The organism is Arthrobacter sp. S39, from assembly GCF_004320525.1.
Lineage (GTDB): Bacteria > Actinomycetota > Actinomycetes > Actinomycetales > Micrococcaceae > Arthrobacter.
In genome coordinates this window covers 1-23,202 of sequence record NZ_SIHX01000010.1, presented here as the reverse complement: position 1 = coordinate 23,202, position 23,202 = coordinate 1, and the positions used below count along the sequence as shown (strand labels likewise).

The 23,202-nt window shown below is 60.4% G+C and carries 16 protein-coding genes and 1 pseudogene; 8 read left to right on the top strand and 9 right to left on the bottom strand.

Annotation, left to right across the window (positions count from 1 at the left end; genetic code table 11):
• Nucleotides 1-2: 2 nt before the first annotated feature.
• From EYS21_RS18200 to EYS21_RS18175, 6 genes are all read right to left on the bottom strand, one after another.
• On the bottom strand, nucleotides 3-2,093 hold the full coding sequence (locus tag EYS21_RS18200; RefSeq protein ID WP_131134658.1) for a hydantoinase/oxoprolinase family protein: 2,091 nt from the start codon (nucleotides 2,091-2,093) through the stop codon (nucleotides 3-5).
• A gap of 31 nt (nucleotides 2,094-2,124) precedes the next feature.
• Nucleotides 2,125-3,024, bottom strand: a complete 900-nt coding sequence (locus EYS21_RS18195; RefSeq protein WP_131134657.1) for a fumarylacetoacetate hydrolase family protein — start codon at nucleotides 3,022-3,024, stop codon at nucleotides 2,125-2,127.
• Nucleotides 3,025-3,029: 5 nt separating this feature from the next.
• Entirely contained in the window at nucleotides 3,030-4,322 is a 1,293-nt protein-coding gene (locus EYS21_RS18190; protein WP_207307813.1) for an aminotransferase class III-fold pyridoxal phosphate-dependent enzyme, read from the bottom strand.
• 19 nt (nucleotides 4,323-4,341) lie between these two features.
• Nucleotides 4,342-5,289, bottom strand: coding sequence for a C-terminal binding protein (locus EYS21_RS18185; protein WP_131134656.1), 948 nt, complete (start codon nucleotides 5,287-5,289; stop codon nucleotides 4,342-4,344).
• A gap of 217 nt (nucleotides 5,290-5,506) precedes the next feature.
• On the bottom strand, nucleotides 5,507-7,246 hold the full coding sequence (locus tag EYS21_RS18180; RefSeq protein WP_242633493.1) for a helix-turn-helix domain-containing protein: 1,740 nt from the start codon (nucleotides 7,244-7,246) through the stop codon (nucleotides 5,507-5,509).
• Nucleotides 7,247-7,343: 97 nt separating this feature from the next.
• Complete coding sequence (locus EYS21_RS18175; protein WP_131134654.1) at nucleotides 7,344-7,562, bottom strand: hypothetical protein; 219 nt, start codon at nucleotides 7,560-7,562, stop codon at nucleotides 7,344-7,346.
• 184 nt (nucleotides 7,563-7,746) lie between these two features.
• Here EYS21_RS18175 and EYS21_RS18170 point away from each other — a divergent pair, with 184 nt between their 5' ends.
• Nucleotides 7,747-8,436, top strand: coding sequence for a TetR/AcrR family transcriptional regulator (locus EYS21_RS18170; protein ID WP_131134653.1), 690 nt, complete (start codon nucleotides 7,747-7,749; stop codon nucleotides 8,434-8,436).
• A 1,299-nt stretch (nucleotides 8,437-9,735) separates the two neighbouring features.
• Here the strand turns inward: EYS21_RS18170 and trpA are convergent.
• The 3 genes and pseudogenes from trpA to EYS21_RS23795 form a co-directional block, all read right to left on the bottom strand.
• A complete protein-coding gene (gene trpA, locus EYS21_RS18160) occupies nucleotides 9,736-10,548 on the bottom strand; it encodes a tryptophan synthase subunit alpha (RefSeq protein WP_207307812.1) in 813 nt (270 codons plus the stop codon).
• Complete coding sequence (gene trpB / locus EYS21_RS18155) at nucleotides 10,545-11,879, bottom strand: tryptophan synthase subunit beta (protein ID WP_131134651.1); 1,335 nt, start codon at nucleotides 11,877-11,879, stop codon at nucleotides 10,545-10,547. The genes trpA and trpB overlap by 4 nt, the downstream gene beginning before the upstream one ends.
• Before the next feature lie 85 nt (nucleotides 11,880-11,964).
• Nucleotides 11,965-12,158, bottom strand: a pseudogene (locus EYS21_RS23795) (pyridoxal 5'-phosphate synthase lyase subunit PdxS); the annotation flags it as partial.
• Between the two features lie 1,477 nt (nucleotides 12,159-13,635).
• Here EYS21_RS23795 and EYS21_RS18140 point away from each other — a divergent pair.
• The 7 genes from EYS21_RS18140 to EYS21_RS18110 all read left to right on the top strand — a co-directional run bounded on the left by EYS21_RS18140 (nucleotide 13,636) and on the right by EYS21_RS18110 (nucleotide 22,503).
• Nucleotides 13,636-14,361, top strand: a complete 726-nt coding sequence (locus EYS21_RS18140; protein WP_207307810.1) for an IclR family transcriptional regulator — start codon at nucleotides 13,636-13,638, stop codon at nucleotides 14,359-14,361.
• Nucleotides 14,362-14,400: 39 nt separating this feature from the next.
• Entirely contained in the window at nucleotides 14,401-16,434 is a 2,034-nt protein-coding gene (locus tag EYS21_RS18135; protein ID WP_131134647.1) for a hydantoinase/oxoprolinase family protein, read from the top strand.
• Nucleotides 16,431-18,086, top strand: a complete 1,656-nt coding sequence (locus EYS21_RS18130; RefSeq protein ID WP_131134646.1) for a hydantoinase B/oxoprolinase family protein — start codon at nucleotides 16,431-16,433, stop codon at nucleotides 18,084-18,086. The genes EYS21_RS18135 and EYS21_RS18130 overlap by 4 nt, the downstream gene beginning before the upstream one ends.
• A 53-nt stretch (nucleotides 18,087-18,139) precedes the next feature.
• Nucleotides 18,140-19,483 (top strand): MFS transporter, encoded by a 1,344-nt coding sequence (locus EYS21_RS18125; RefSeq protein ID WP_131134645.1) that lies wholly within the window; start codon nucleotides 18,140-18,142, stop codon nucleotides 19,481-19,483.
• A gap of 40 nt (nucleotides 19,484-19,523) precedes the next feature.
• Nucleotides 19,524-20,852, top strand: coding sequence for an aminotransferase class III-fold pyridoxal phosphate-dependent enzyme (locus tag EYS21_RS18120; RefSeq protein WP_165478352.1), 1,329 nt, complete (start codon nucleotides 19,524-19,526; stop codon nucleotides 20,850-20,852).
• Complete coding sequence (locus EYS21_RS18115) at nucleotides 20,849-21,244, top strand: RidA family protein (protein WP_131134643.1); 396 nt, start codon at nucleotides 20,849-20,851, stop codon at nucleotides 21,242-21,244. Before EYS21_RS18120 ends, EYS21_RS18115 begins: the two co-directional genes overlap by 4 nt.
• Nucleotides 21,245-21,315: 71 nt before the next feature.
• Nucleotides 21,316-22,503, top strand: coding sequence for an aminotransferase class III-fold pyridoxal phosphate-dependent enzyme (locus EYS21_RS18110; RefSeq protein ID WP_131134642.1), 1,188 nt, complete (start codon nucleotides 21,316-21,318; stop codon nucleotides 22,501-22,503).
• Nucleotides 22,504-23,202 lie beyond the last annotated feature (699 nt).

The window sequence follows — 23,202 nt, the reverse complement described above, 5'->3', positions numbered from 1 at the left end:
GGTTACGCCTCCTTACGGGTGAGGTAGATATTGGATCGTTCGTCGAGCGTGGCGTTCCACTCCGGCGGCACGACGATGGTGGTTGTGGGCTGATCGATGACCGCAGGCCCAACGATCTTGTCCCGGGGTGCCAGCGTGACACCGCGGTACCGCTGGGTGCTGAAACTTTCGCCGCCGAAAACGATGGAGTCTGTGCGGTGGATTTCGGTGGCACGGCTGGCTTCGACCTGGTCCTTCGTGTGTTCTGGCCTCGGGATTTCGACCCGGACACCCCAGGTGATGATCTCCACCCGACTGTCCGAATCGTGGGTTCCGTTGCGGCGGTCGTGCTCTTCGTGGAAGGCCCGCTCAATGATCCCGGCAGCGTCGCCGGCGGTATCGGGGGCAGCGTCCAAGTAGACGCGCAGATCCCATGCCTGGCCTGGGTACCGGGCGTCGACGAAGTAGGTGACGTTGGGTGCGTCTCCTACGCCGTCGAAGCGCTCGACGAAGGCGTCCGCTTTGCCGGTCAGGTCCTCGACTGCACGGGAGGCTGACCTGGCGTCGAAACTGCGCGTGTCGTTGTGCAGCGGCGAGAGGAATTCCGTGGCGATGGGGGCGCGGTGGGCGCCGTAAGCGGCCAGCACGCCGGCCGTCGCGGGAATCAGGATCGTATCGGTTTCGAGGAGGACACCGATCGCGGCCGCGACCATGGCACCTGCGCCACCGCCAGCCACTATCAAGGCGCCCCGGGGGTCCACGCCGTGCTCCAGGGAAGCTTGGCGGATGGCTGTGGCCATGTGGTTGGCAGAGACATCCAGGATGGCCTGTGCGGCCTGTAGGGTATCCATGCTCATGGGGCCGGCGATGCGGGTATCGATGGCGCGGACAGCTGCCTCGCGGTCCAGCGTGAACCCGCCTTCAAAGCCCTCAGCGTCAAGGTAACCAAGCGCAACGCAGGCGTCAGTCACCGTGGGTTCCTCACCACCGCGTCCGTAGGCGGCTGGCCCTGGAGTACTGCGGGCGCTCTGCGGACCCACCCGAAGCAGGCCACCGCCGTCGATCCATGCAATGCTGCCGCCACCGGCGCCAATGCTGGACACGGCCACCGAGGAAAGACCGGTCAGGTGTCCCACAAAAGGCTCACCCAGCCAGGCTTCCCGGGTGTGGCGGACAACGCCCTCTTCAACCAGGGAAACGTCGAAAGTGGTGCCGCCCATATCGCAGACCACGACCGTGTCCCGCTCCGGAGCAGCGGCCGCGCCCACAAGCGGCGCCATGGACGGGCCGGAGTTCAGCAACAGTACCGGCCGGTCCAGGACATCCGCGACGTCAAGCACCGCACCTTCGGAGGTGACCACCAGCAGGTCACCGCCGAAACCGTACTCTTGGAGGTCCGAGCGCAGCTTGCCCAGGTGGTCAGCCATCAGCGGCTTCAGGGAGGCGTCGATCGAGGCTGCCGAGGAGCGGCGGTATTCGCGGATAGTTGGGTTGGCCTCGTTGGACAGCGTGTAGGGAACACCTGGCAGGATTTCCTTGATGAGTTCCGCGACGCGCTTCTCGTGGGCATCGTTGATGATCGACCAGAGGAAGGAAACGGCTACCGCCTCGATTCCCTGGTCCTTAAAGGAACCCAGAATCTCACGTACTTGCTCTTCGTCCAGCGGCACCAGGACATCGCCTTCAGCGGAAATGCGCTCTGTGATTTCGAAGGTCAGGTGCCGGGGAATGTAGGGCGGCGGGTAGGCAGCCTTGGAGTCGAAGGCGTCCCGGCGGCCACCCTCACGGAGTAGCAGGGTGTCGGCGAAACCGTCCGTTGTCAACAGGGCAGTCTTGGCCACCTTGCCCGTCAGTACTGCGTTGGTGGCGTGCGTGGTGCCGTAGACGATCACGTCAGCGTGGCGGAGGACGTCATCTCCGCTCCAGCCAACCGATTCAGCGGCGCGGCGCACGGAGGCTTCGAAGCCGGTGAAGACGCGGTCATAGGTGGTCAATGCTTTGCCAACCGCCATGTCGCCTGTATTCGATCCGACCACCACGTCCGTGAACGTGCCACCCGTATCGACAGCGATGCGGTACCTCGCGTCACCTGGTTGTGTCTGTACTTCACTCATGGGTCTTCTTACTTTCGTAGAGTTGGAGGGGTTATAGCTGGGGCTTGCCGACGCGGTTGCGGAGCAGCCCCACCTTGTCGATCTCAATTTCCACCGTGTCGCCCGGCTGAAGCCAGACGGGAGGATTCCGCTTGGCCCCAATGCCTTGCGGGGTGCCGGTGGCGATGACGTCTCCCGGTTCGAGGGTGAGGAAGCTCGACAGGTAGGAGACGATGCGGGCGATGGAAAAGATCTGGTATCCCGTGTTGGAACGCTGCACTTCGATGCCGTTAACCCGCGTCGCCAGGTCAAGCGTTTGCGGGTCTCCCACTTCATCGAGGGTGACCAGTGCAGGGCCCCAGGGGGTTGAACCGTCAACGGCTTTGCCGGCGAGCCACTGAGTCCCGCGGTATTGGAGATCGCGTGCTGTGACGTCGTTCAGCGGAGCCAGACCGGCCACGTAGTTAAGTGCTTCCTCCTCGGAGACCTCGCTCGCCCGGCGGCCAATGACCACGGCAACTTCCCCCTCGAAATCGAGGTTATCGCTGACCCGGGCACCGCCGATTTCGTCCTCCGGACCCACCATGGTGGAGGCGAATTTTGCGAACACGTCCGGATATTCGGGGAAGGCCCGGCCGGTTTCCGCCACGTGGTCCTTGTAATTGAGGCCAATGCAGAGCACCTTGGCCGGATCCGGTACCGGGGTGGTCAACCGAACCTCGGAACGCTCCCCGACGCGGGCCTCTGGGTCCTGCGCAGCGAGAGCGGACAGCTCAGCCGAGATCGATGCAATCCGGTCGCCGTAGAGCTCAAGGAATTCACGGACTGACGTGGTTGAACCATTAACTGCCCCACTCGAAGCCTGCAAGAGAAGCTCGAGGTCGTGGACAGAATCTTCAATCAGGACCCCACCCCGAATACCGGACTCGTGTTCGTACGAGATGATTTGCATATTTCCTATTTCCCGTCTTCCGTGAGGGAAGGTTTCCCGGCAACTGCGAGCACGGCGTCGGCGAGTCGGTCCGCGATATCCGCGGCGACTTTCTCGTCCATGGGGGTGGACAAGGACAGCAGGTTGGCGGGCGAACCGAGCAGTCCCCGTTCGTAGGACGCCCACCAGAGCTGATGCTGTGTCTGTTCGTCGACCTTTTCTGCGCCGGCAGGAACCGCGCGGAGGAGGGAACCTCGGCCGCGCACCTCCCAGCCGGCGTCGGCGATCCTTAGGTTCACTGCGTCACGCGTTGTGTCACCGAGGTGGTTCAGTCTCTTTACTTCCTGCTGGGTGAAGAGGCGCAAGGCAACCGCTCCGGCAGCCATGCTGACCGGATTCCCGGAGAAGGTGCCGCCGTGGGGCAAGCTGCCTGGCCGGGTCGGATCCACTTGGGCCATCAGTTCAGCCCGGCCGGCCACAGCGCCTACGGGGAAGCCGCCGCCGATCATCTTGCCCGTGGTGAGCAAGTCGGGGGAAACGCCGTATTCACCACTGAAGCCGTTGAATCCCAGGCGCAGACTGATGACCTCGTCGATGATCAGGACAATCCCGTACCGCGTCGCCAGTTCACGGGCAGCGCGCACAAAATCCTCGGAAATCCTGAGAAGACCGGCCCTGTTGGGCAGCAGATCCAGGATGATTGCGGCGTAGGCGTCCGGTGCGGCTTCAACTTCCTGACGCAGGACGTCGACGTCGTTCAGTGGCACGGCAGTGACGTCGTTGATCACACCGCGGGTCACTCCGCGCTGGTATGCCGGTCCGCCAGGAACCAGGGCCACTTCGGAGGTTCCGTGGTAGCCGCCCTTGGTGACGATGACGCGTTCGCGCCCAGTGCTTGCCCGGGCGATGCGGATTGCCGACATCACGGCTTCGGTGCCGGAATTGGCAAATCGTACTTGGTCAAGATCAGGCAGGCGGGACAGCAGGAGGTCTGCCAGTTCCCACTCATAGAGGTTCGGGATTCCCCAGCTGGCGCCGGCACTGAGTGCCTTCGTCGCGGCCTCGGTGATCTCGGGGTGCGCGTTGCCATGGATCAGCGAGGTGAAGTTGTTGTTTGCATCGATCAGTTCATGGCCGCGGTCATCCCAGACGCGGTAGCCTTCGCCTCGGATGGCATACGGGCTCGGGGCTCCCGTGTAATACGTTGATCGGCCGTAGCCGCCCGGCAGCAAGGGGAAGCCGCGGGGTCCTCTGCGCAGATGTGGATCCTCCGCGGGGTGACTCTCCGCGACTTTTTCCAGGTGGTTTTTTGTTCCCAATTGGTTTTTCTCCAGTCTTTCAGTTCACGAGGTCGATGAGCGGTTGCCCGGTCAGTGCCAGACGGACCCGTTCCACGGCTCCGTCCTGCAGTGCGCCAGTGGAGCGGTTGGAACGCCACGCGATGTGGGGGGTCAGGATGGTGTTGGGCGCGGAGCGGAGCGGGTGCCCCTCACGCAGCGGCTCTTCAGCGAAGGTGTCGATGCCGGCACCGGCAATGTGTCCCGAGGTCAGTGCTTCGGCAAGAGCTGCTTCATCGATGAGGCCGCCGCGGGAGACGTTGACCACCACTGCGCCCTGGCGCATCCGTGCCAGGACATCGCCGGAAACCAGGTTTCGGGTTTCTGCGGTCAGAGGCAGGTGCAATGAGACGACATCGGAGTTCTCCAGGATGTCATCCAGCCCGGTCAGCTCCACGAAGCTGTCCGTCACGAACGGATCGTAAGCCCGGACACGGGCACCCACAGCCTGGTACATCCGGGCAACGTGCTGGCCAATGCGGCCCATTCCCAGAACACCGACCTCGAGCTCGGACAATACCGGCGTGTCATAGCCGATGGTCCCGGCCCAGCCGAGATCCCGGATCGACGCGTCACCCGTGGGCAGCCTGCGGGCCAACGCCAGGCCCATGGCGAAAGCGTGCGAAGCCACTTCCTCCGAAGCTGTCCCAGGGACAATGGACACCGGAATACCTGCCTCGGTTGCAGCGGCAACATCGATGTTGTCATAGCCGATCCCGTACCTGATGACTGCCTTGCATCTGGTCATCATGGGAAAGTCCGCAGCGGTAAGTTTCGCGTATGGGGTGATCATCACAATGTCGGCTTCGGGGAGTCCTTCACGGAAGGCTTCGGCATCGGGAGCCGGGCTGAGTGTGTAACCGAACTCCTTAGCGAGCGCGTGCTCGCGGTCCAGGTTCGGAAAGTGATGGGGGGCCACAAGAATGGTCCCCTGGGCATCGCGCGTCATAGTCGTCGTCCTGTTCGTTTTGTAACCCTCTTTATCTGCCAAACACCCCTTGGGAGGGTGCCGGTGTCCGGGTAATTTCAAGTAGAACGCGATATGTGCAGGCTCATCCGTACCAGATCGAGACACCCGCGTGGGACACTGTCCCATGCGCCCTGGGTAGTTCAAGACAAAGCAGCCGACCACACGCGATGGCCAGCTGCTTCAAAAGGGTCCGGAGCTAGAGGTCGAATCCGCGGCTGCGGAAATAGTCCATCCGGCGGTAGAGGGTGGAGCGGCCAATCTGCAAGGTTTCGGCCGCCAGGCTACGGTTGCCCCCGGATTCTTGGAGAGCGGTACGGAGTTCGCTGAGCTCGGCGTCCTCCAGCCGGGACAACCGCCCCTTGGTCAGAACGCGGTTGAACCCCTGCGGCAGATCGTCCACCGTTACTTCGGCGCCGTCGGCCCGTTCAACAGCATTGGACACCACTGCCCGCAGCTGATCGATGTTCCTGGGCCAGTCTGCATGCGTCAGCGTTGTGATGAGCCGCCGGGACAGCCTGCGGTCCCCTATCTCTTCGGCTATTGCGTTCGCGAGCGGCGGGATATCTTCCCTCCTGTTACGCAGGGGCTCAACCGCAATCTCCAGGACATCGAACGCTTCGGAGAGAAGCAGGGTGGCATCCGTGGGCCGCGTGATGGTGAATGCGAGTTTGGTGATGGCATTGCCCCGGAGGTTCCTCGCCAGCTCGGCGGCCTCGTTTTGTGAGAGCTCGTCGGCATGTTCAACGATGAGTGTTGAGGGCATTTCGGTCGATACGCGATGGATGACGTCGCGGAGTTGGGGATTCCTGAGGGCACCACCCCTGGCGTCGACCACCATATGCTCGCCACGCAGTGCTGCAATGGCACCCGCGAGCCGGCGTTTCCCACTGCCCAGCTCACCGATCACCACTACCGAGCGTTCCTGCTCTAGTGCCTTTCCAGCCAGGTTAAGGGTGCGCTTGAATCCCATGCTGGTCCCGTCCAGATGCTTCATGAGCCGGTCCGCGGTGTCCGGCAGGGACGACTCCGGCTTGTCCGGCACACTGATGGGTTCGGAAATGCGCTCAGTGACAGGTGAGTGCGGCCGGACAACCACGATTGCCCCGACGTTGGCCGCAGACAAGGTGACTGGTGAAACTTCCAGAGTGGAAAGCCCTGATCCCTGGAGCGATACCTCGCAGTTCAGTTCCCGGCCGGAGGACATCACCGCTTTGGCGTACCCGGAGATGATGGAGAAGTCGCTGTCCTCCAAGGTGGCAGTTGCCGAAGCGTTGAGGAGGGAGTTCTTGCCATCGAAGGCAATCACGGCACGGTTGCCCCTGCGACGGGAGACCCTCAAGTACTCATTGAGCAGCGCCCGTTCCCTGGATGACGTCCGGACCTCGATGTCGCGTTCAATCCGGGAGGCAACCCCCTCCAGCATCAATAGAGTGGACGACGGCTCCAGCTTGGAGACCCGGTTACCGGGCAGAGTGAGCCCTATGACAGCCCGAATCCTGTTATGGAACGGATCCCGGACTAGGGAAGCAAAGCACCAATTGCCCCGCATGTCCTCGCGGAAGTGCTCCTCCGGTGCGAGCCAGACACCGCGTCCTTCTTCCAGCGCCAGACCTTCACCGTTGCTCCCGCAACTCTCCTCCAGCAGTGAATATCCAGCAGGAAAGCCGTCATCACGCAGGAAGTTCGCTTTGATCAGCACACCGTTGGGCGCTGTCAGGCTAACGTAGCCACCCAGGTCGGCGGCAACCTCATCCAGTTTCTGCAGGTGCGGGCCGGCTGCATGGATTGTGTACTCATCCACGCGGCCCTCGTCAAAGAATCCACGGTCCGCGACAGCATCAACTCCGGCTGCCCGGCTTCGGTACCAGGAGCGCGCCACTATGGGCCGGATTCCGGTGAGATCGGTATGGGGTTGCATCAGGAAGAGTTCGCGCACTCGGTCTGTTTGTCGCAGTGACTCATGCGGCAGCCAAGGGGAAATTACTTCGGCAGAGGCCATGGCAGATAGTTCCTTCTGGAGGTGCCCGGTAATTTTAGGAGACGGCAGTACCAGCGCGGCGGGAGGCAATCCATCTGCTTCCCCAGCCTTGGCCCTTGGGGCGGAAGGCCTGCTGCGCGTGCCATTTGGGATTGTGGGCCGCGTCGTCTTCAAGCGCCCTGGCACTGATGTAGGCGGCGACCATGCCCGAAAGCCCACTGCCAAAGACCATGGTGTTTTCTCTGGCTTCCCGGTTCGAATCGTCGGCAGACATGATCCGTTCCTTCCTGCTATGCGCTGATGACGGCGGAGCCAGCAGGTGCTGCTTTGCGCCTCTTTCAGGATAGCTAACTAATGATCGTTAGCCAATAGTTTCCACAAAATTTGATTCCCGTTTCGGTACCGAAGTTGGCTCTGTGCAACCAAGGTGTCGGGCTGGCAACTGCTAGGGTCAAATCATGAGCAGCACGTCCTATAAGGCCGCCCGCGACACCTTCGCCCACCGCTTGGAAGAGTGGGATTGGGCGGGCCAGGGAGCTTCGCGACGACACATACTTGAGGCCTTCCTGCAACTCGCCATCGCCAATGGGTTCAACTCCGTATCCATGCGGACCATCGCCAATGCCGTCAATATCAAGCCGCCGAGCCTCTACTCGCATTTTCCAGGCGGCAGGGACGAGATTGTGGCGGAATCACTGCGCTGGCACTTTCATCGATTCGGCGTGGCACTCCTGGAAGCCGTTGACCAAGCGGAATCGGCTGAGGAGTTCTGGGTCTGCATGGTCAAATTGCACTTCACTCGACAAGTGAGGCTCCCCGAAAGCAACTTATGGGACCTGCTGGTTGCCACGGACAGAATGGCCCGCATCCTCCCCAGTGAGCTGCGCGCCCAGGTAGACGATTGGGTAAACCTACATCAGGACATGTACGTGGCCGCTGCCCTCGATATGGGTTATCTGGAGGCGGAGGAGCGGGTTAAAGTTGTAATGACATTGCTGGAAGGTGCGACCCGATGGGCATCCCCCGAGTGCGACGACGAAGATTTGGATAAGCTGACCGACCGGGCAGTCCTGCTTTCGCACGCCGTTCTCAAGCTGGATTTCCAGGCTGTAGCGCAATCGCCATCAACTGGGGAGTCCGAGTATTGACTGGTTTGTCATTCAAGGGAACTCTAACCGTGCCCGTAGACTAGCCCTTCACCATGTCCAAGTGCACACCAGGAGTCTCCACTTGAGGGCACGTCAGAGATGACTTTACCGCCGTTTCAACAGCTGTCAGCCGGTGCGGGACTTCAATATGTAAACAGGACTTGCAAAACGTCGCATTCTCTTTGCAAGTAAAGACCTCTATCTATTCACTTTAACGAGGTCACAACCGTCATGTTCATGAAAGAGTCTCCGCTCGCCGAGGCTGTCCAGGATCCATACGACGTCACCGTCGGTAGAACATTCATCAACGGTTCCCCTCTGCACGAATCTCCCGTCGCAGCTTACTTCCACCACGTCACGTCGCGCTCCGTTGTCCCAACGTGTACTAAAAATTCTCGTCATAGATTTTGCACCAGTCCTTTGTTGATTGCCCGATGGCATTAGACCTGGACGTCTAAATAGCTTGCGCACTAAGTGAAAGCTGTGACCGCCGGTTTAGCTTTGATTAAACCTTTGCTTAAATATTGGGCGCCAATCAAGGGTCAGCAGCTATTCTGTCTTGGCACAACCATGCCTTCGGCATATGGTGATAGCTTCCTTCGTCGAAGCAATTTCTTGCCACCATAATTGGGCACTGGCGCGTTACGAATTTGCGCGCTCCTTTGGCGGTCTCCTCGGCCGCGTCTTTCTATTACTGAATTCCCAAGCTTCATCATCAACCTGACAGAATTGCTAGTGGTTTTTGTGTTTGCTAAACAGACGGGCTTACTTGCCCAGATCGTCTCCACTACGCCACCTTTGGATGCCAACAGCGCGCTGCAGTCGCGTCTCGGCCGCCACCATTCGGCTCATCATTAAAATCAACTCTTACGGGCCGTCCGGAATGCTTAACGCTTCAGCTTTAGGTACCGTGTCAGTTTGAGACACTCTGGGGCGACCGCAGAATTCGCGCCGCCCAATGAAGTTCACGAGACTCGGAGAACGCTCAAACCGTAGTCCTCTCTGCGCTTCCGAAATGAAGACGGGCGCAGCCTAGAACTCGAAGTCCTGGCCACCACGCGAAGCCACGTCCGAGGCCGCCCTTCGGCGATGTCTGTCCTGCCGGCCATCCAGGCAGAGACGTTCCAGCGACCTTGCCGAGCAGCCCCGTAGGTTTTGATGCTGCTGTCCTCGATTGAGGGGCTTCGGCGTGCTTGGATACGGAGGACCACGGCAGCGGGATGTCGAAACCGGACCAGTCCGGGCTCGGGATGCTCGCCGGCACCATGGCCGCGGCGTGGAGGAGGGTCTGCATAAGGGCTACTTCCTGGTCAGTCCGGTGCTGAGGTCCTTGGTCAGGCTCGCGACGGCTTCCACGCCGCCGTCCCTAATGGCGGCGACCAGGGCGGTGCCCACGATCACGCCGTCCGCGTAGGCGGCAATCTCGGCCACCTGTTCGGCATTGGATACTCCGAGGCCCACGCAGACGCGCTCGGCGCCGGCTTCCTTCGCGGCGGCCACGACGCCCTTGGCAGCCGAACTGACCGAGGAGCGGGCACCAGTGACACCCATGATCGAGACGGCGTACACAAAGCCGCGGCTGGCCTCCACGGTGCGCTTCATGCGTTCAGTGGAGGACGACGGCGCCACCAGGAACACCCGGTCCAGGCCGTACTTGTCGGACGCCTCCATCCACTCCGCGGCCTCGTCCGGAATAAGGTCCGGTGTGATCAGACCGGCCCCGCCCGCTTCGGCGAGGCGGCGTGAGAACTCGTCCACGCCCATCCGGACTACCGGGTTCCAGTAGGTCATGACAAGTACGGCGGCGTCGGTCTGGCTGGTGATGCCGGCAACCACGTCGAAGACCTGGCGGACGGCGAAGCCGTTGGCCAGGGCTTCCGTGGTGGCTGCCTGGATGACCGGGCCGTCCATGACCGGGTCCGAGTACGGGATGCCGATCTCGATCAGGTCGGCCCCGTTCCGTGCCAGGGCGATGCCCGCGGCGATGGTGTCCTCGACAGTGGGGTACCCGGCAGGCAGGTAGCCGATCAGGGCCGCCCGTCCTTCGGCGCGGGCCTTGTCGATGGCGGCTGCCGATTTGCTGGTGCTGGTGATGTCCTGAACGCCGGTCACAGCTGTTCCCCTTCCTTGCCGATGGCGGCTTCTGCGGAATCCTTGTCCAGCAGGTCGAACCACTCTGCTGCGGTGGCAACGTCCTTGTCACCGCGGCCGGACAGGTTCACGATCACGATCTTCTCTGCCGCGGTGCCTGCGGCGCCTGCCTCGCTGGCTTCTGCCGCCAGCCGCTGGCCCACCTTGATGGCGCCGGCGAGGGCGTGCGAGGACTCGATCGCGGGGATGATGCCCTCGGTGCGGCAGAGAAGGCGGAATGCCTCCATGGCTTCGCTGTCCGTGATCGGCTCATAGCTAACCCGCCCGATATCGGCCAGATATGAATGCTGGGGTCCGACGCTGGGATAGTCCAGGCCAGCCGAGATGGAATGGGACTCGATAGTCTGGCCGTCGTCGTCCTGCATCAGGTAGGACCGGGCACCGTGCAGCACGCCCGGCTTGCCCAGCGTGATGACGGCCGCATGCCGGCCGGTTTCGACGCCGTCGCCGCCCGCCTCAAAGCCGTAGATCTTCACGGACGGGTCATCCAGGAAGCCGTGGAAGATGCCGATCGCATTGGAGCCGCCGCCGATACACGCGCAGACGGCGTCGGGAAGGCGGCCGGCCTGCTCGATGATCTGGGCGCGGGCTTCCTCGCCGATGACCTCGTGGAAATAGCGGACCATGGCCGGGAACGGATGCGCACCGGCGGCCGTACCCAGCAGGTAGTGGGTGTTGCCGACATTCGCCACCCAGTCACGCAGGGCCTCGTTGATGGCGTCCTTGAGCGTCTGCGAACCGTTGGTCACCGGGATCACGGTGGCGCCCAGGAGTTCCATCCGGGCCACGTTCAGCGCCTGGCGGCGGCAGTCCTCCGCGCCCATGTAGACGACGCATTCCAGACCCAGCAATGCTGCGGCGGTGGCGCTGGCCACGCCGTGCTGCCCTGCGCCGGTCTCGGCGATGACGCGGGTCTTCCCCATGCGCTTGGCCAGGAGGGCCTGGCCCAGGACGTTGTTGATCTTGTGCGAACCGGTGTGGTTCAGGTCCTCGCGCTTGAGGAAGATCCGCACTCCCCCGGCGTGCTCGGCGAACCGCTTGGCCTCGGTCAGGAGGGAGGGCCGGCCGGAGTAGTTCTTATTCAGCTCGGCGATCTGCGCGATGAAATCGGGATCAGCCTTGGCCTTTTCGAACGTGTCCTCAAGCTCGTCCAGGGCCGCGATCAGTGACTCAGGCATCCACCGGCCCCCATAGGGGCCAAAGTAGGGTCCCGGGGCGTGCTTGAGGGAGCCGCCCTGCAGGAATGCATCCATCGGGCCTTTATCAGAGCCGGCTGTCGGCGCTTCGGCCATCAGTCTCACCATCCTGTTCAATTGTCATCTCTAATGTCGACGAAGTTCCCGCTGCGAGCCTTGGCCCATGCCCGGAATGGACGACGATGATTTGATCGATTATGTCCGGATCTGAAACGCGGGATACACCGCCCCTTGGCGCTATATCGGCCGGCCGCGCTCGAACGTCACAACGGCAACCGCACCGGCGTAATCAACGATGCGGGCTCGCGTTGACGACATGATGACACCGTCCTCAAACATCTCCGCCAAGGCGCGGTCAACACGGTCTGCTGGCATCGGTTGGGCGGTGATGCCGTCATTTCGATCGCCATCAATGCCTGTGAACAAAAACCCCGTCCGACTTGAGAAACGCTTGGTTTTCGGATTGGTCATTCACGATCCACAGCACTCCCCCACTCTCGGAGACTTCTTCCACTCGACCGTGGGCAACGATCCTTGCATTCCTCAAAATGTTTACTCGTTCACCGTCCTGCAGTTCTCGCCAGTCGGAAAGCGCAGCATGCTTTCTCTGTCGCCTGTGAGCTTCTCGAGCCTTCATTGCTTTCACCTTGATCTGTAAATATGAACTGTTTGTTTGCAGCAGCTTGGCCGCTGATAGAAGTCGCCAATGAGCTAGACCGCGAAAGCGGCTAGTCGGACCTGCCCAGCCGGTGAGAACCTGTAAGAACCTGGGGCGGAACGTACCGTTACCGCCCCGCAGGCTTGCTTCACAGACAACGCTGGGTGTAGCCCATGTCCCCAGCAAGCATCGTTTTGTATCCGCGTCCCGCCGCACCCTGTCAGGCCATTGCCGCCATGATGTCCGGCCAAATGCCATCGATGGTGTGACGGACAACTGAAACCAGTGGTTCTTTGGAAGCAGGCGACGATGGCCCAATCCGTCAACTCCGAGCGCGGCCTGCGCTGTAGCGACTCGCCGTCGGAGGCGCCCTGCGGGTTGCCTTGCTCGCTCGCGCGTAGCCCCCACTCGAGGTGCCGACCGAGCGCAAGCTTCCGGTTCATCATTCTGATCAACTCACCAAACTTTGAGATCTACAGGGTCTCCTCCAGCATGGGGCCGGGGGCCAGGGACAAAACGTGTCACTTTGAGACAGCAGTCCACGCCGATTCCCGCCATAGCGAAGGGCACTTTGGTAGCGGCAAAATCCTAGGCAGGATGCGCCTGCGGCCAATGGCCAGGTTTCCGGGGCCCTCAGGTTTTCAAACACTTTTCAACTTGTTCCGAAGCGGTAAACGCGACGCTCGCAACCCAGATGTCTTCAGTTGGCGTGAGTACGTCTTCGATCCTCTCGACCCGAAGAGCACCAGCTGGTTGCCGAATCACCGGCGCCCGGGGAGATATCAGCCGGCGGACATAAACCTCTTTCGAGGCGGCTTTCCAAATGGCAAGCCGCCTCGGCGTCTTCGCTGACGTAGATGAAGACAGGCGAAAGCCCGCATCGTTACGACCATCTAAGGCGTGGTCATTGAGGGTTGGGCGAGCCGTCGCAGCAGTGAGGCCGCCACTTCACCCGATCCCTTGAGCGGCCCTCGGAGATCCGGCCCAAAAATTGTGTGCGTACCACCGGCATTACGTCCGCGCTGCAATGGGTTGCCAGAGAGATACCGCACTCTCACATCTGCCTAATGTGGAAAAACTCTTGACCGGTCGCTACGCACAGGGCATGATCTACCTGCATTCGCATTTTACGAAGGGTGTTCGCATATGTCAAATGGCTCTAGGACCTCAAGCACAGTGGCAATGGCACTACGAGTGCTCAAGCTGCTGAGCGAGAATCCTGACGGTATTGGCGTAAGCGACGTTGCCCGACGGATGGGAATTGGGCGCAGCACAGCGCACATGCTCCTCGCCACGCTCGTCGAACAGGAGTTCGCCTTTCAAAATGAGGAGAGCCATTATGTCTTGGGCATTACGGCTTTTGAGGTCGGGGCAGCTGTACCGGACGCTGCCCGCTTCGGGGGTGAGCTGCTTGGGCCCATGCGCGAACTTGCAGATCTTTCCGGCGAGGCCGTATCACTTGCAATCCCGTGGAATCGCGATGCGATTATCGTCCAGCGCTTCGAGACCAATCACGTCCTAAGGCTGGACATCAGGGTCGGGACTCGGATGCCACTCATTAGTTGCGCGTCCGGAAAAATTATGTTGGCTTCCCTTTCGGATGCAGAGATCGACAATCTCTACCCGGAGGATGACCTGCCCCCCGTCACGCAACACAGCATCCGTTCCAAAGACCTCCTGAAATCCGTGATCCTCCCAACTGTGAGGAGGCGACGATACGCGATAACAGAAGGCGAATACGCAGAAGGAATTGACGGTGTCGCTGCCGGAGTCGCCGATTCCACGGGTTCATTGGTAGCGGCACTGAGCGTGGCGGGACCGAGCAGCCGATTCTCAACTGACAAATGGGTGAGCAGCCTACTCCAGGCCGCAGACGACATGACTGCACTTCTTGCAGCCCGCCGCCGCACTCAGCAGTGAACAGACGTATCTAACGAAAACGATAAAGGAACAAAACTTATGGAATATATCGCCGGTATAGACGTCGGGGGCACATTTACCGATGTAGTCCTCCACGATGCAGAAACGGGAAGTCTGCGGATCGCCAAAGTCTTCTCCACGCCAGGGGATCAGGCCGAGGGGCTCGTGTCTGGACTCAACCAACTGGAAGTACCGCTCGAACGCCTAGGTGCCGTTGTCCACGGAACGACTGTTGCCACCAATGCTGTCTTGGAGCGCAAGGGTGACCGCTGCGCCCTTGTGACAACCCACGGATTCCGGGACGTACTTGAGCTTCGCCGCCGCGACCGGCCCACTACGTATGGGCTGACTACTGGTTACACGCCCATCGTGCCTCGAAGCCTGTCCTTCGAGATCGATGAACGCATCGATTCGAAAGGCCGTGTTTGCACTGCCCTTAACGAGGACGAAGTGCATGAGCTGGCAAGACAGCTACGAAAGGCAAACATAGAGAGCGTAGCCGTCTGTCTGCTCAACAGCTACGTCAATCCCACTCATGAACAACGAATTGTCGAACTCCTGACAAAACTACTCCCGGACGTGGCCGTCAGTGCGTCCTATGAGCTTTGCCCAGAGGCCGGCGAATTCGAACGGGCCAACACCACGGCTGTCAACGCATATGTGAGCGCCACGATGAGCCGATACCTGGACAGCGTTCAGAAACGTTTGAACTCCCAAGGCTTCAGCCAAGAAGTTCAGGTCATGCAGTCCAACGGCGGACTGACACCCGCCAGCCGTGCGGGGCATTTAGGCGCGCGAACCCTACTGTCCGGACCAGCCGCGGGCACCGTTGCCGCGGCCGCATTCGGAGCCGCATCAGGCCTTGCCAACGTCATTTCCTGCGACATGGGCGGCACCAGCTTTGACGTGGCGCTCATCCCTGACGGCAGCCCGGCCATCACTTCCGAGAAGAACATCGACTACGGCATTCCAATCAAACTGCCGATGATCGACATCACCACCATTGCCGCGGGCGGAGGATCAATCGCTTCCGTCGACCGAGGAGGCATACTCCAAGTCGGCCCAGAGAGTGCAGGATCTGACCCCGGACCTGCCTGCTACGGCCGTGGAGGAAATCGCCCCACAGTGACAGACGCCAACGTCGTCCTCGGCAGAATCGCCCCTAAACAGCAGTTGGGGACACAAGAGGGCTTCGAGATTGACCTTAGCGCCGCACAAGAAGCTATCCGCAAGGTAATCGCCGAACCTCTCGGACTCACGGTCGACGAAGCTGCCCTGGCCGTCATCCGCATCGCCAACGAAAAGATGGCCGCCGCTATTCGAAGCGTCAGCGTTGACAAGGGTTACGACCCACGCAACTTCGCCCTCGTCGGTTTCGGCGGCGCCGGCCCAATGCACATTGTCGAACTTGCCCGGACTGTCGGCGCCACCTCAGTTCTGATCCCTCCCCACCCAGGCGCCCTGAGCGCCTACGGCTGCCTGATCGCGGATGCAAAGTACGACTACGTAACCGCACTCAATGCCACCGTCGAAGGCAGCAGCCTTGCCGACACAGTGCAGCAAATACTCGCCGAACACCGGCTCGCGGGTGATGCCCTGCTGACCAACGACGGCTTCGACACCACGGCCATAACAGTCGAACACTTCGCTGAAATGAGCTTCAGCAAGCAGAGGTACACCCTGCGAATTCCCCTCGGAGACATAGAGAGCAACTGGACAGCCAAGTGCCTCATCCAGGCGTTCCTCGATCAGCACGCCACTACATATGGGGGCAAGCACCCATCACGGGATATCAAACTGATAAACCTCCGTACCGTCGCCACCGGCAAACGGTCACTCCAAATGGGGGCAGCTCTACCCGCGAGTACCGGCCACGCGCTGGCAAAACGAACCATAACGTTCGACAGCATGACAGTCATGGTCGACGTGCTCTCCCGGGACACATTGACCGTCGGCCAGACACTGGAAGGACCTCTAGTGATTGAACAAACAGATACAACCATCATCCTGCCACCAGGCACAACGTCGGTGGTCCAGAACGATAGCTCTCTTCTCGTGGAGGTGGCCCGATGAGGCCTGAAGTAGACGCACTGTCATTGGCCGTGATCCGCGGCCGACTCGAGCAAATCGCAGACGAAATGGACACCGTCTTTGAACGCATGGCGTTCTCGCCGGTCATCTCGGACGCATGGGACCGGGCCGACGGAATCTATTCAGCTGTTGACGGATCGATGATCGTGCAGGGCGTCCGCGGTCTGCCCATCTTCGTCGGCACTATGCAATACACGGTTGCCAGCGTCTTGGCCGCGATCAAGGATCCGAAGCCCGGCGACATGTACTTGGTGAATGACCCCTTCGCCGGCGGCACTCACATCATGGACACCAAGATGGTGCGGCCGTTCTACTACGGTGGCAAATTATTCGCGATGCTGGCAAACACAGGCCACTGGACAGACCTTGGCGGACGCGTCCCCGGAGGCTTCGCAGCAGAAGCTAGCGACTGTTACCAGGAGGGCCTGCGCATCCCGCCTGTTCGTTTATTCACTGACGAGGCACTGAACTCGGATATCCTCGCAATCCTGCAGACTAATTCCCGGTTGCCGGACGATGTCCTGGGCGATGTCCAGGCCCAGGCGACGGCGTTGCGAGCAGGGGATTCACGATTGACCGAGCTCCTTGATGAATACGGTGCCGACCTTGTCTCCGCGGTGATCGATACATTACGCGAACGTTCCTCGATTCAGATGCGTAGCTATATCAAGGACATCCCTGATGGCACGTACCAGTTCACCGAGGACATGGACAACGACGGCATCGTGGACAAGGCCTTGAGCATCGCAGTTGAGCTGACGGTCTCCGGCGAGGAAATGACGGTCGACTTTAGCAAATCCTCACCCCCTTGCGAAGGGCCGATGAACTCCGTCTATGCGGCGACTGTGTCCAGCGCCATTGTTGCCATCAAACACGTCTTCCCGGACGTGCCCATCAACTCCGGGATCTTTGAACCCCTGACTTTCGTAATCCCCGAAACTGTCTTCCTGAATGCCAAGGTGCCCCGGCCCGTCGCTGGATGCGCCGCGGAAACAAGCCAGCGGATCATCACGGCGGTCATGGGCGCGTTGGCCGGTGCGCTTCCTGACCGGGTACCCGCCGGCTCCTCGGCTACCTCCAACAACTTGTCCATTGGCGGTGTTGACGAGGAAGGAGACCCCTTTGTCATGTACATCTTCCTCGGTGGCGGCTACGGGGGCCATAAAGCTGGAGATGGGCTTTCAAACGGCTGCTCGCTCATGAGCATTGGCCTGATCCAGTCAGTCGAAACACTGGAACAGCGCTATCCCATTCTCGTCCGCCAGTACTCGCTCCGTGAGAACTCATTCGGTGAAGGCGAATTCCGGGGCGGACTAGGTGTGCATTTCGAGTTCGAGTACACCGGTGATCGAGGACGCGCGAGCCTCCTGGGAGACCAATCGAAAACCGCTCCAATTGGTCGCGCTGGTGGAGGTCCGGGGGCGGCGTCGGCACCCTGGTTCCGCCTCCGCGGCGAAAAAGTCATCCTGCCCATGATCAGCAAGGGAGAGAACATCCCACTCACGCGGGGTGACCTTATCTGCATGCTTACCCCCGGAGGGGGCGGCTACGGCAACCCTTCAGCCCGCTCCGACAAAGCCCTAAGGGCCGATGTCGAGTCAGGCTACGTCCGGGCAGCGTCCTCCGCTCTGTGACACATAACCACCTCAAAGCATCGACAGCTTCGGCACCATCACCTGGAGGCATCATGGAAAACATTGGACAAGCAACGCACGAACGGACAAAATCTCTGCGGCGTGCCATTATGGGAAGCCTGGTTGGCACGTCCCTGGAATGGTACGACTTCTTCCTCTACGGGACGGCCGCCGCCCTCGTCTTCGGCGACGTATTTTTCCCGTCGTATGACCCTCTTACCGGAACGCTCTTATCATTCATAACATTCGCTGTGGGCTTTGCTGCCCGCCCCGTTGGCGCTGTGATAGCTGGTCACTTCGGCGACAAGATCGGACGCAAAAAAGTTCTGCTGGCCACCATCATGGTGATGGGAGTGTCAACTATCGGTATCGGACTCCTCCCAAGCTATGCGACCGCAGGAGTGATCGCTCCGATTCTGCTGGTCACGATTAGGCTCATTCAAGGTCTTGCACTTGGAGGTGAATGGGCTGGCGGGGCACTGATGATCGCCGAACGCGCACCCAAGGAACGGCGAGGCTTCCTAACAAGCTTCGTACAGGTCGGTGCGTCCATCGGCAACCTTCTCAGCACCGGAATCCTGCTGCTGATGTCCTCGGCCCTTGAACGTGATGATTTCGTTTCTTGGGGGTGGCGGGTACCGTTCCTGTTGTCGGCAGTAGTAGTTGTCGTCGGCATCTACATTCGTTTGAAGGTCACCGAGACACCTGCCTTTGACGTCTTGAAGGAAAGCGGCACCGTCAGCAAATCCCCCGTGCTCGAGCTGTTGCGACGTCAGCCCCTCGACGTCCTTCGCGTGATTGGAATCCGGGCCGGAGCGGACATTATGTTCTACCTGCTCATTACCTTCCTCCTGACCTACATTTCGAAGACCCTGGGCTTGCCCGCGACGGTTGGCCTCACCGCAGCGATGCTCGGAGCGGGAATGCAACTCCTGACGTATCCGGCCTTCGCCGCGCTAAGCGATCGCTTCGGTCGCAAACCGGTGACCATTTTCGGCGCCGTCGGTGCGATCATCTGGATGATCGTCGCTTTCTTCCCGCTGGTCGACACCAAATCTGTCGGGTTGATCATCCTCGCCGTGCTGGTCGGTCTCGTCTTCCACTCTGCCATGTACGGCGTCCAGGCAGTGTGGATCTGCGAGCTATTTGACGCCAAGCACCGGTACAGCGGCGCTTCGCTCGGATACCAGCTCGCCGGCATCGTTGGCGGCAGCCTGGCACCTACCATCGCGATCGGTCTTCTGCAGATCTTCGGTTCCACAACTGCCATCATCGTCTACGTCTGCATCGCTCTGGCCATTGTCGCGGTGACGGCTGCCTTCACCCGGGAAACCCGGGGAGTGAGGATGAATGACCACGAGGAACAGCAAGCTGCGGAAACATCGGTTCGCGCATAGCGCCCGGTCGCCGGCCACACCAAATGAACTAGGAAGACTTATGACCAACACAAGCACGCTGAAGGCACTCGAGGATGAGTGGTTGGAGACGTATCACCGGCGAAATGCCCTGTCGAAGGCGGCGAATGAGTCCGCACAAAATTTCATTGCCAAAGGTCAACGAACGCGGTTCAACTCGGGAATGCCGTATCCCGTCTACATCCAGCGCGGATCGGGTTCCCACTTCACTGGCGTGGATGGCAATGACATCCTGGACTGCAACGCTGGGTGGAACGCAAGCTTTATTGGACGGTCCCACCCGATCGTGGCCGCCGCAGTGCACGACGCTATGAACCAACTGGGGGCGCCCGGAGGCGCGATGCACCCCTCCCCCATTCGGGACGAATTCGCGCAACAGTTGTGTGAACGCATCCCCGGTGCGGAACGAGTCGTCTTCGCCCCCTCCGGATCGGAAGCCAATACATACGCGCTACGTCTCGCCCGGTCCTTTACAGGACACCAGACCGTCATCAGGGTAGCTGGCGGCTTCCACGGCCAACACGACGCCCTCCTCGGCGAACAATCGTCCAAAGCAGGCATCTCTCCAACGGCACATGACAACATCATCACCGTGCCGTTCAATGATCTCGCAGCCGTCAACGAGGCCTTGGACCTCCATCCGGGGTCAGTTGCGGCAGTGATCGCTGAGCCCATGATGACGATCCCCGGCGCTGTGCATCAAAGAAATGGGTTCCTTGAAGGCCTCCGCTCGGCCACACAGCGCCATGGGACGCTCTTCATCCTTGACGAGGTCATCACTGGATGTCGATTCGCTGTCGGCGGCGCAAGTGAGTACTACGGCTTTGAAGCGCCGGACCTGATCGTCATGGGCAAAATGCTTGGCGGAGGCCTGCCTGTCGCCGTAGTGACCGGGCGTGCCGACATCCTTGAGCAACCAATCAGCGCATCAAACACGCATGCTCAAAATCCTGTTGCCCTTGCCGCGGCCGTAGCTACGATGCGGCTAACAACCAAGGAGGTATTCACAGAAGCGGCGTCCAAGGGCGAAAAGCTACGAGAGGAACTACGCGGCCTCTCGGCAAGGCTTACAATGCCGCTGGCAATCACTGGCGACGGCCCGTGCGTGGGTCTCCACTTCACCAGTGAAGAAGTCATTGATTTCGCGTCAGCCGAACGTGCTGACAACGGGTTGTGGCGCCTGATGTGTTTGGGATTGGCCAACACTGGGCTCGGGCTTACCAGCAGGACCTTTGGTCCGAATGCAGCCTGGACTGATGAAGATCTCGAATTTGCCATCCAAACATTCACCTCGACGCTCACGGCCATTTCGAGAGCGCAAAAAAATACATTGCAGGACGTTCGCGCATGACACATCCAACAAAGAGGGCGGAAGTGCTGAGCGCTGACGTACCAAGCCCCCGCGGTCACTTTTCACACGCCGTAATCGCCGGAGATTTTGTGCACGTCTCCGGCCTGCTCGGCTTTGACGCCTCCGGACAGCTCCCTGAACCGGGGGACATCGAAGCCCAGACAGCGAGAATATTGGACTCACTCGAGTCAATCCTTCACGCAGCAGGTTCTTCTCCAGCCTCCCTGGTAAAGCTCACTGTCTACGTCACGAACATAAACGAACGTTCCGCAGTGAACAGGCTGCGGGCAACTCGCTGGCCCGACACCAAACCGGCCAGCACCCTTGTCGAAGTCAGTAACTTGGCCGCCGAAGGTGCCGTCATCGAAATCGATGCCGTCGCCATGCGTTGACACGCAGTCCCTGGCCTGTGCAGCGGGCCAGGGACTGCCGCCTAGCGACCCAACTGAAGAGAATTGACACAATGACAACGTCCACCAAGCACTTGCCCGAAATTTTCGATCGAGCCAAGAAAGTCATGCCAGGCGGCAACACTCGTTCGACCGTCTTCGTCCCTCCCCATCCACCGTATGCCGCCGAAGGTTCCGGCGCCATTGTCACCGATGAAACCGGACGATCGGTCATCGACTGCAACAACAACTACACATCCCTGATACATGGGCATGCCCACGAAGAAGTCCTTGACGCCGCTCTTGATGCCGCCAAAAAGGGAACCGCATTCGGCCTGCCCACCAAATACGAAGTCGACATGGCCGAGTGCCTTGCAGAACGAACCGGCATCCAGCAGTGGCGCTTTTGCAACTCGGGAACTGAAGCCGTTCTCATGATGCTTCGCGCAGCGCGAGCCCACACAGGTCGCGACATCATCATCCGCTTCGAGGGCAGCTACCACGGCACCGGCGACGAAGTCGTGGACCAAAAATCGCCGGGCGTCCCAGCCTCGACACACAAATCTGTTATCGTCCTCCCCCAAAACGACATAGAAGCCGTTTCGGAAGCACTCCAAATCCTCGGCCACAGAACTGCAGCGGTTCTCATCGACCTGATGCCTAACCGTGCAGGGTTGCAACCAGCAACCCAGGAATTCGTCCAACAGCTCAGGGCACTCACACGACAATATGGTGTGCTGTTAGCGGTAGACGAAGTTATCAGCCTTCGCCTTTGCTGGGGAGGGTTTCATCAACATTATGGTGTGGAGCCGGATTTGATCTCGATGGGGAAAATCATTGGGGGCGGTTTTCCCGCCGGAGCGATCGGCGGAAGCGCCGACATTCTCAAGACGTTCAGCCCAACAACGACGGGCAATGTCATGTGGGGTGGTACCTTCACGGCCAACCCAGTGACTATGGCAGCCGGCCTCACTGCCCTCCGCCTTTACGACGAAGAAGCCGTTATTGCTCTGAATACCCGAGGCGACCTCTTACGCAGTCAACTGAAATCCGCGGGGGTTCCGGTCAACGGCTTCGGATCACTCATGCGCATAGTCACCGCGGACATCGAATCGCTTTGGTGGAATCTCTACGACAAGGGCGTCCTGGCCGGCTCCAATGGACTCCTTGCCCTCTCAACAGCAATGACCGATGAGCAGATCCAACAAGTCGCAGAAGCAGTCATTAGTAGTACCGCAGACTTATCAGTCACCAGAAGGTGATTCGACATGAGCTGGCTGGTTGAGTGGAAGTAAATTCAGAGCTGACGTCAGGGGCGGAAAACCAGGCAGGGTCAGAATGAGGTTCGATTCATCTTTCCTGACATCGGCTAGGGAAGACTGCACGATGTTGCATCCTGCTACGCCCGCCGCGCATCCACCGGACTGGGACTCATCATCACAGAGGGCACCTGCGTTGACCACCCTGCGGCGAGGGACGCGGGCGATGTGCCAAGACTCTTCGGAGACGCAACTTGAATGGCTGCCTGAAGTCGTCACGCAAGTTCATGCTGCCGGGGTCGGAATCATCCCCCAGCTATGTCACCTTGACGGGCGCCGCGTACCCGGCACCAGTCCCAAACCAGGCGTATCCAGCATCTCTCCCCCGGACTTCCCCATTAGCCCCGATTTTTCATGATGGCCGGTGATGCCCGCTGAGTTCGGGCCGGCGTGCGGCCGGCGGTTGTTTTCTGTTTTCGGGCAGTGCGGTGTGGCCCGTTGGTTCGTCTTGGGGTTGGGAGCCGGTTCCACTTCCGGTGGCGGGGCTGTTCGTCGGGACAGGGTGAGGGGTCTGTTTCAGCCCGGGGAGGGCAGCTGTTTGAGGTGGCTGGTGTTGGCCAGGAGCAGTTTTAGGAGGTCTTTTTCCGGTGCTGATTCGGGTAGGAGGAGTTGGTTGCGGCGGGCGCGGGTGATGATTTTCCC

Coding starts and splice junctions, on each gene's coding strand:
- EYS21_RS18130 (WP_131134646.1), top strand. CDS start 16,431: ATGAGGCCTGAAGTAGACGCACTGTCATTGGCCGTGATCCGCGGCCGA.
- EYS21_RS18120 (WP_165478352.1), top strand. CDS start 19,524: ATGACCAACACAAGCACGCTGAAGGCACTCGAGGATGAGTGGTTGGAG.
- EYS21_RS18125 (WP_131134645.1), top strand. CDS start 18,140: ATGGAAAACATTGGACAAGCAACGCACGAACGGACAAAATCTCTGCGG.
- EYS21_RS18135 (WP_131134647.1), top strand. CDS start 14,401: ATGGAATATATCGCCGGTATAGACGTCGGGGGCACATTTACCGATGTA.
- EYS21_RS18195 (WP_131134657.1), bottom strand. CDS start 3,024: ATGCAAATCATCTCGTACGAACACGAGTCCGGTATTCGGGGTGGGGTC.
- EYS21_RS18200 (WP_131134658.1), bottom strand. CDS start 2,093: ATGAGTGAAGTACAGACACAACCAGGTGACGCGAGGTACCGCATCGCT.
- EYS21_RS18110 (WP_131134642.1), top strand. CDS start 21,316: ATGACAACGTCCACCAAGCACTTGCCCGAAATTTTCGATCGAGCCAAG.
- EYS21_RS18170 (WP_131134653.1), top strand. CDS start 7,747: ATGAGCAGCACGTCCTATAAGGCCGCCCGCGACACCTTCGCCCACCGC.
- EYS21_RS18175 (WP_131134654.1), bottom strand. CDS start 7,562: ATGTCTGCCGACGATTCGAACCGGGAAGCCAGAGAAAACACCATGGTC.
- EYS21_RS18185 (WP_131134656.1), bottom strand. CDS start 5,289: ATGACGCGCGATGCCCAGGGGACCATTCTTGTGGCCCCCCATCACTTT.
- trpB (WP_131134651.1), bottom strand. CDS start 11,879: ATGGCCGAAGCGCCGACAGCCGGCTCTGATAAAGGCCCGATGGATGCA.
- EYS21_RS18115 (WP_131134643.1), top strand. CDS start 20,849: ATGACACATCCAACAAAGAGGGCGGAAGTGCTGAGCGCTGACGTACCA.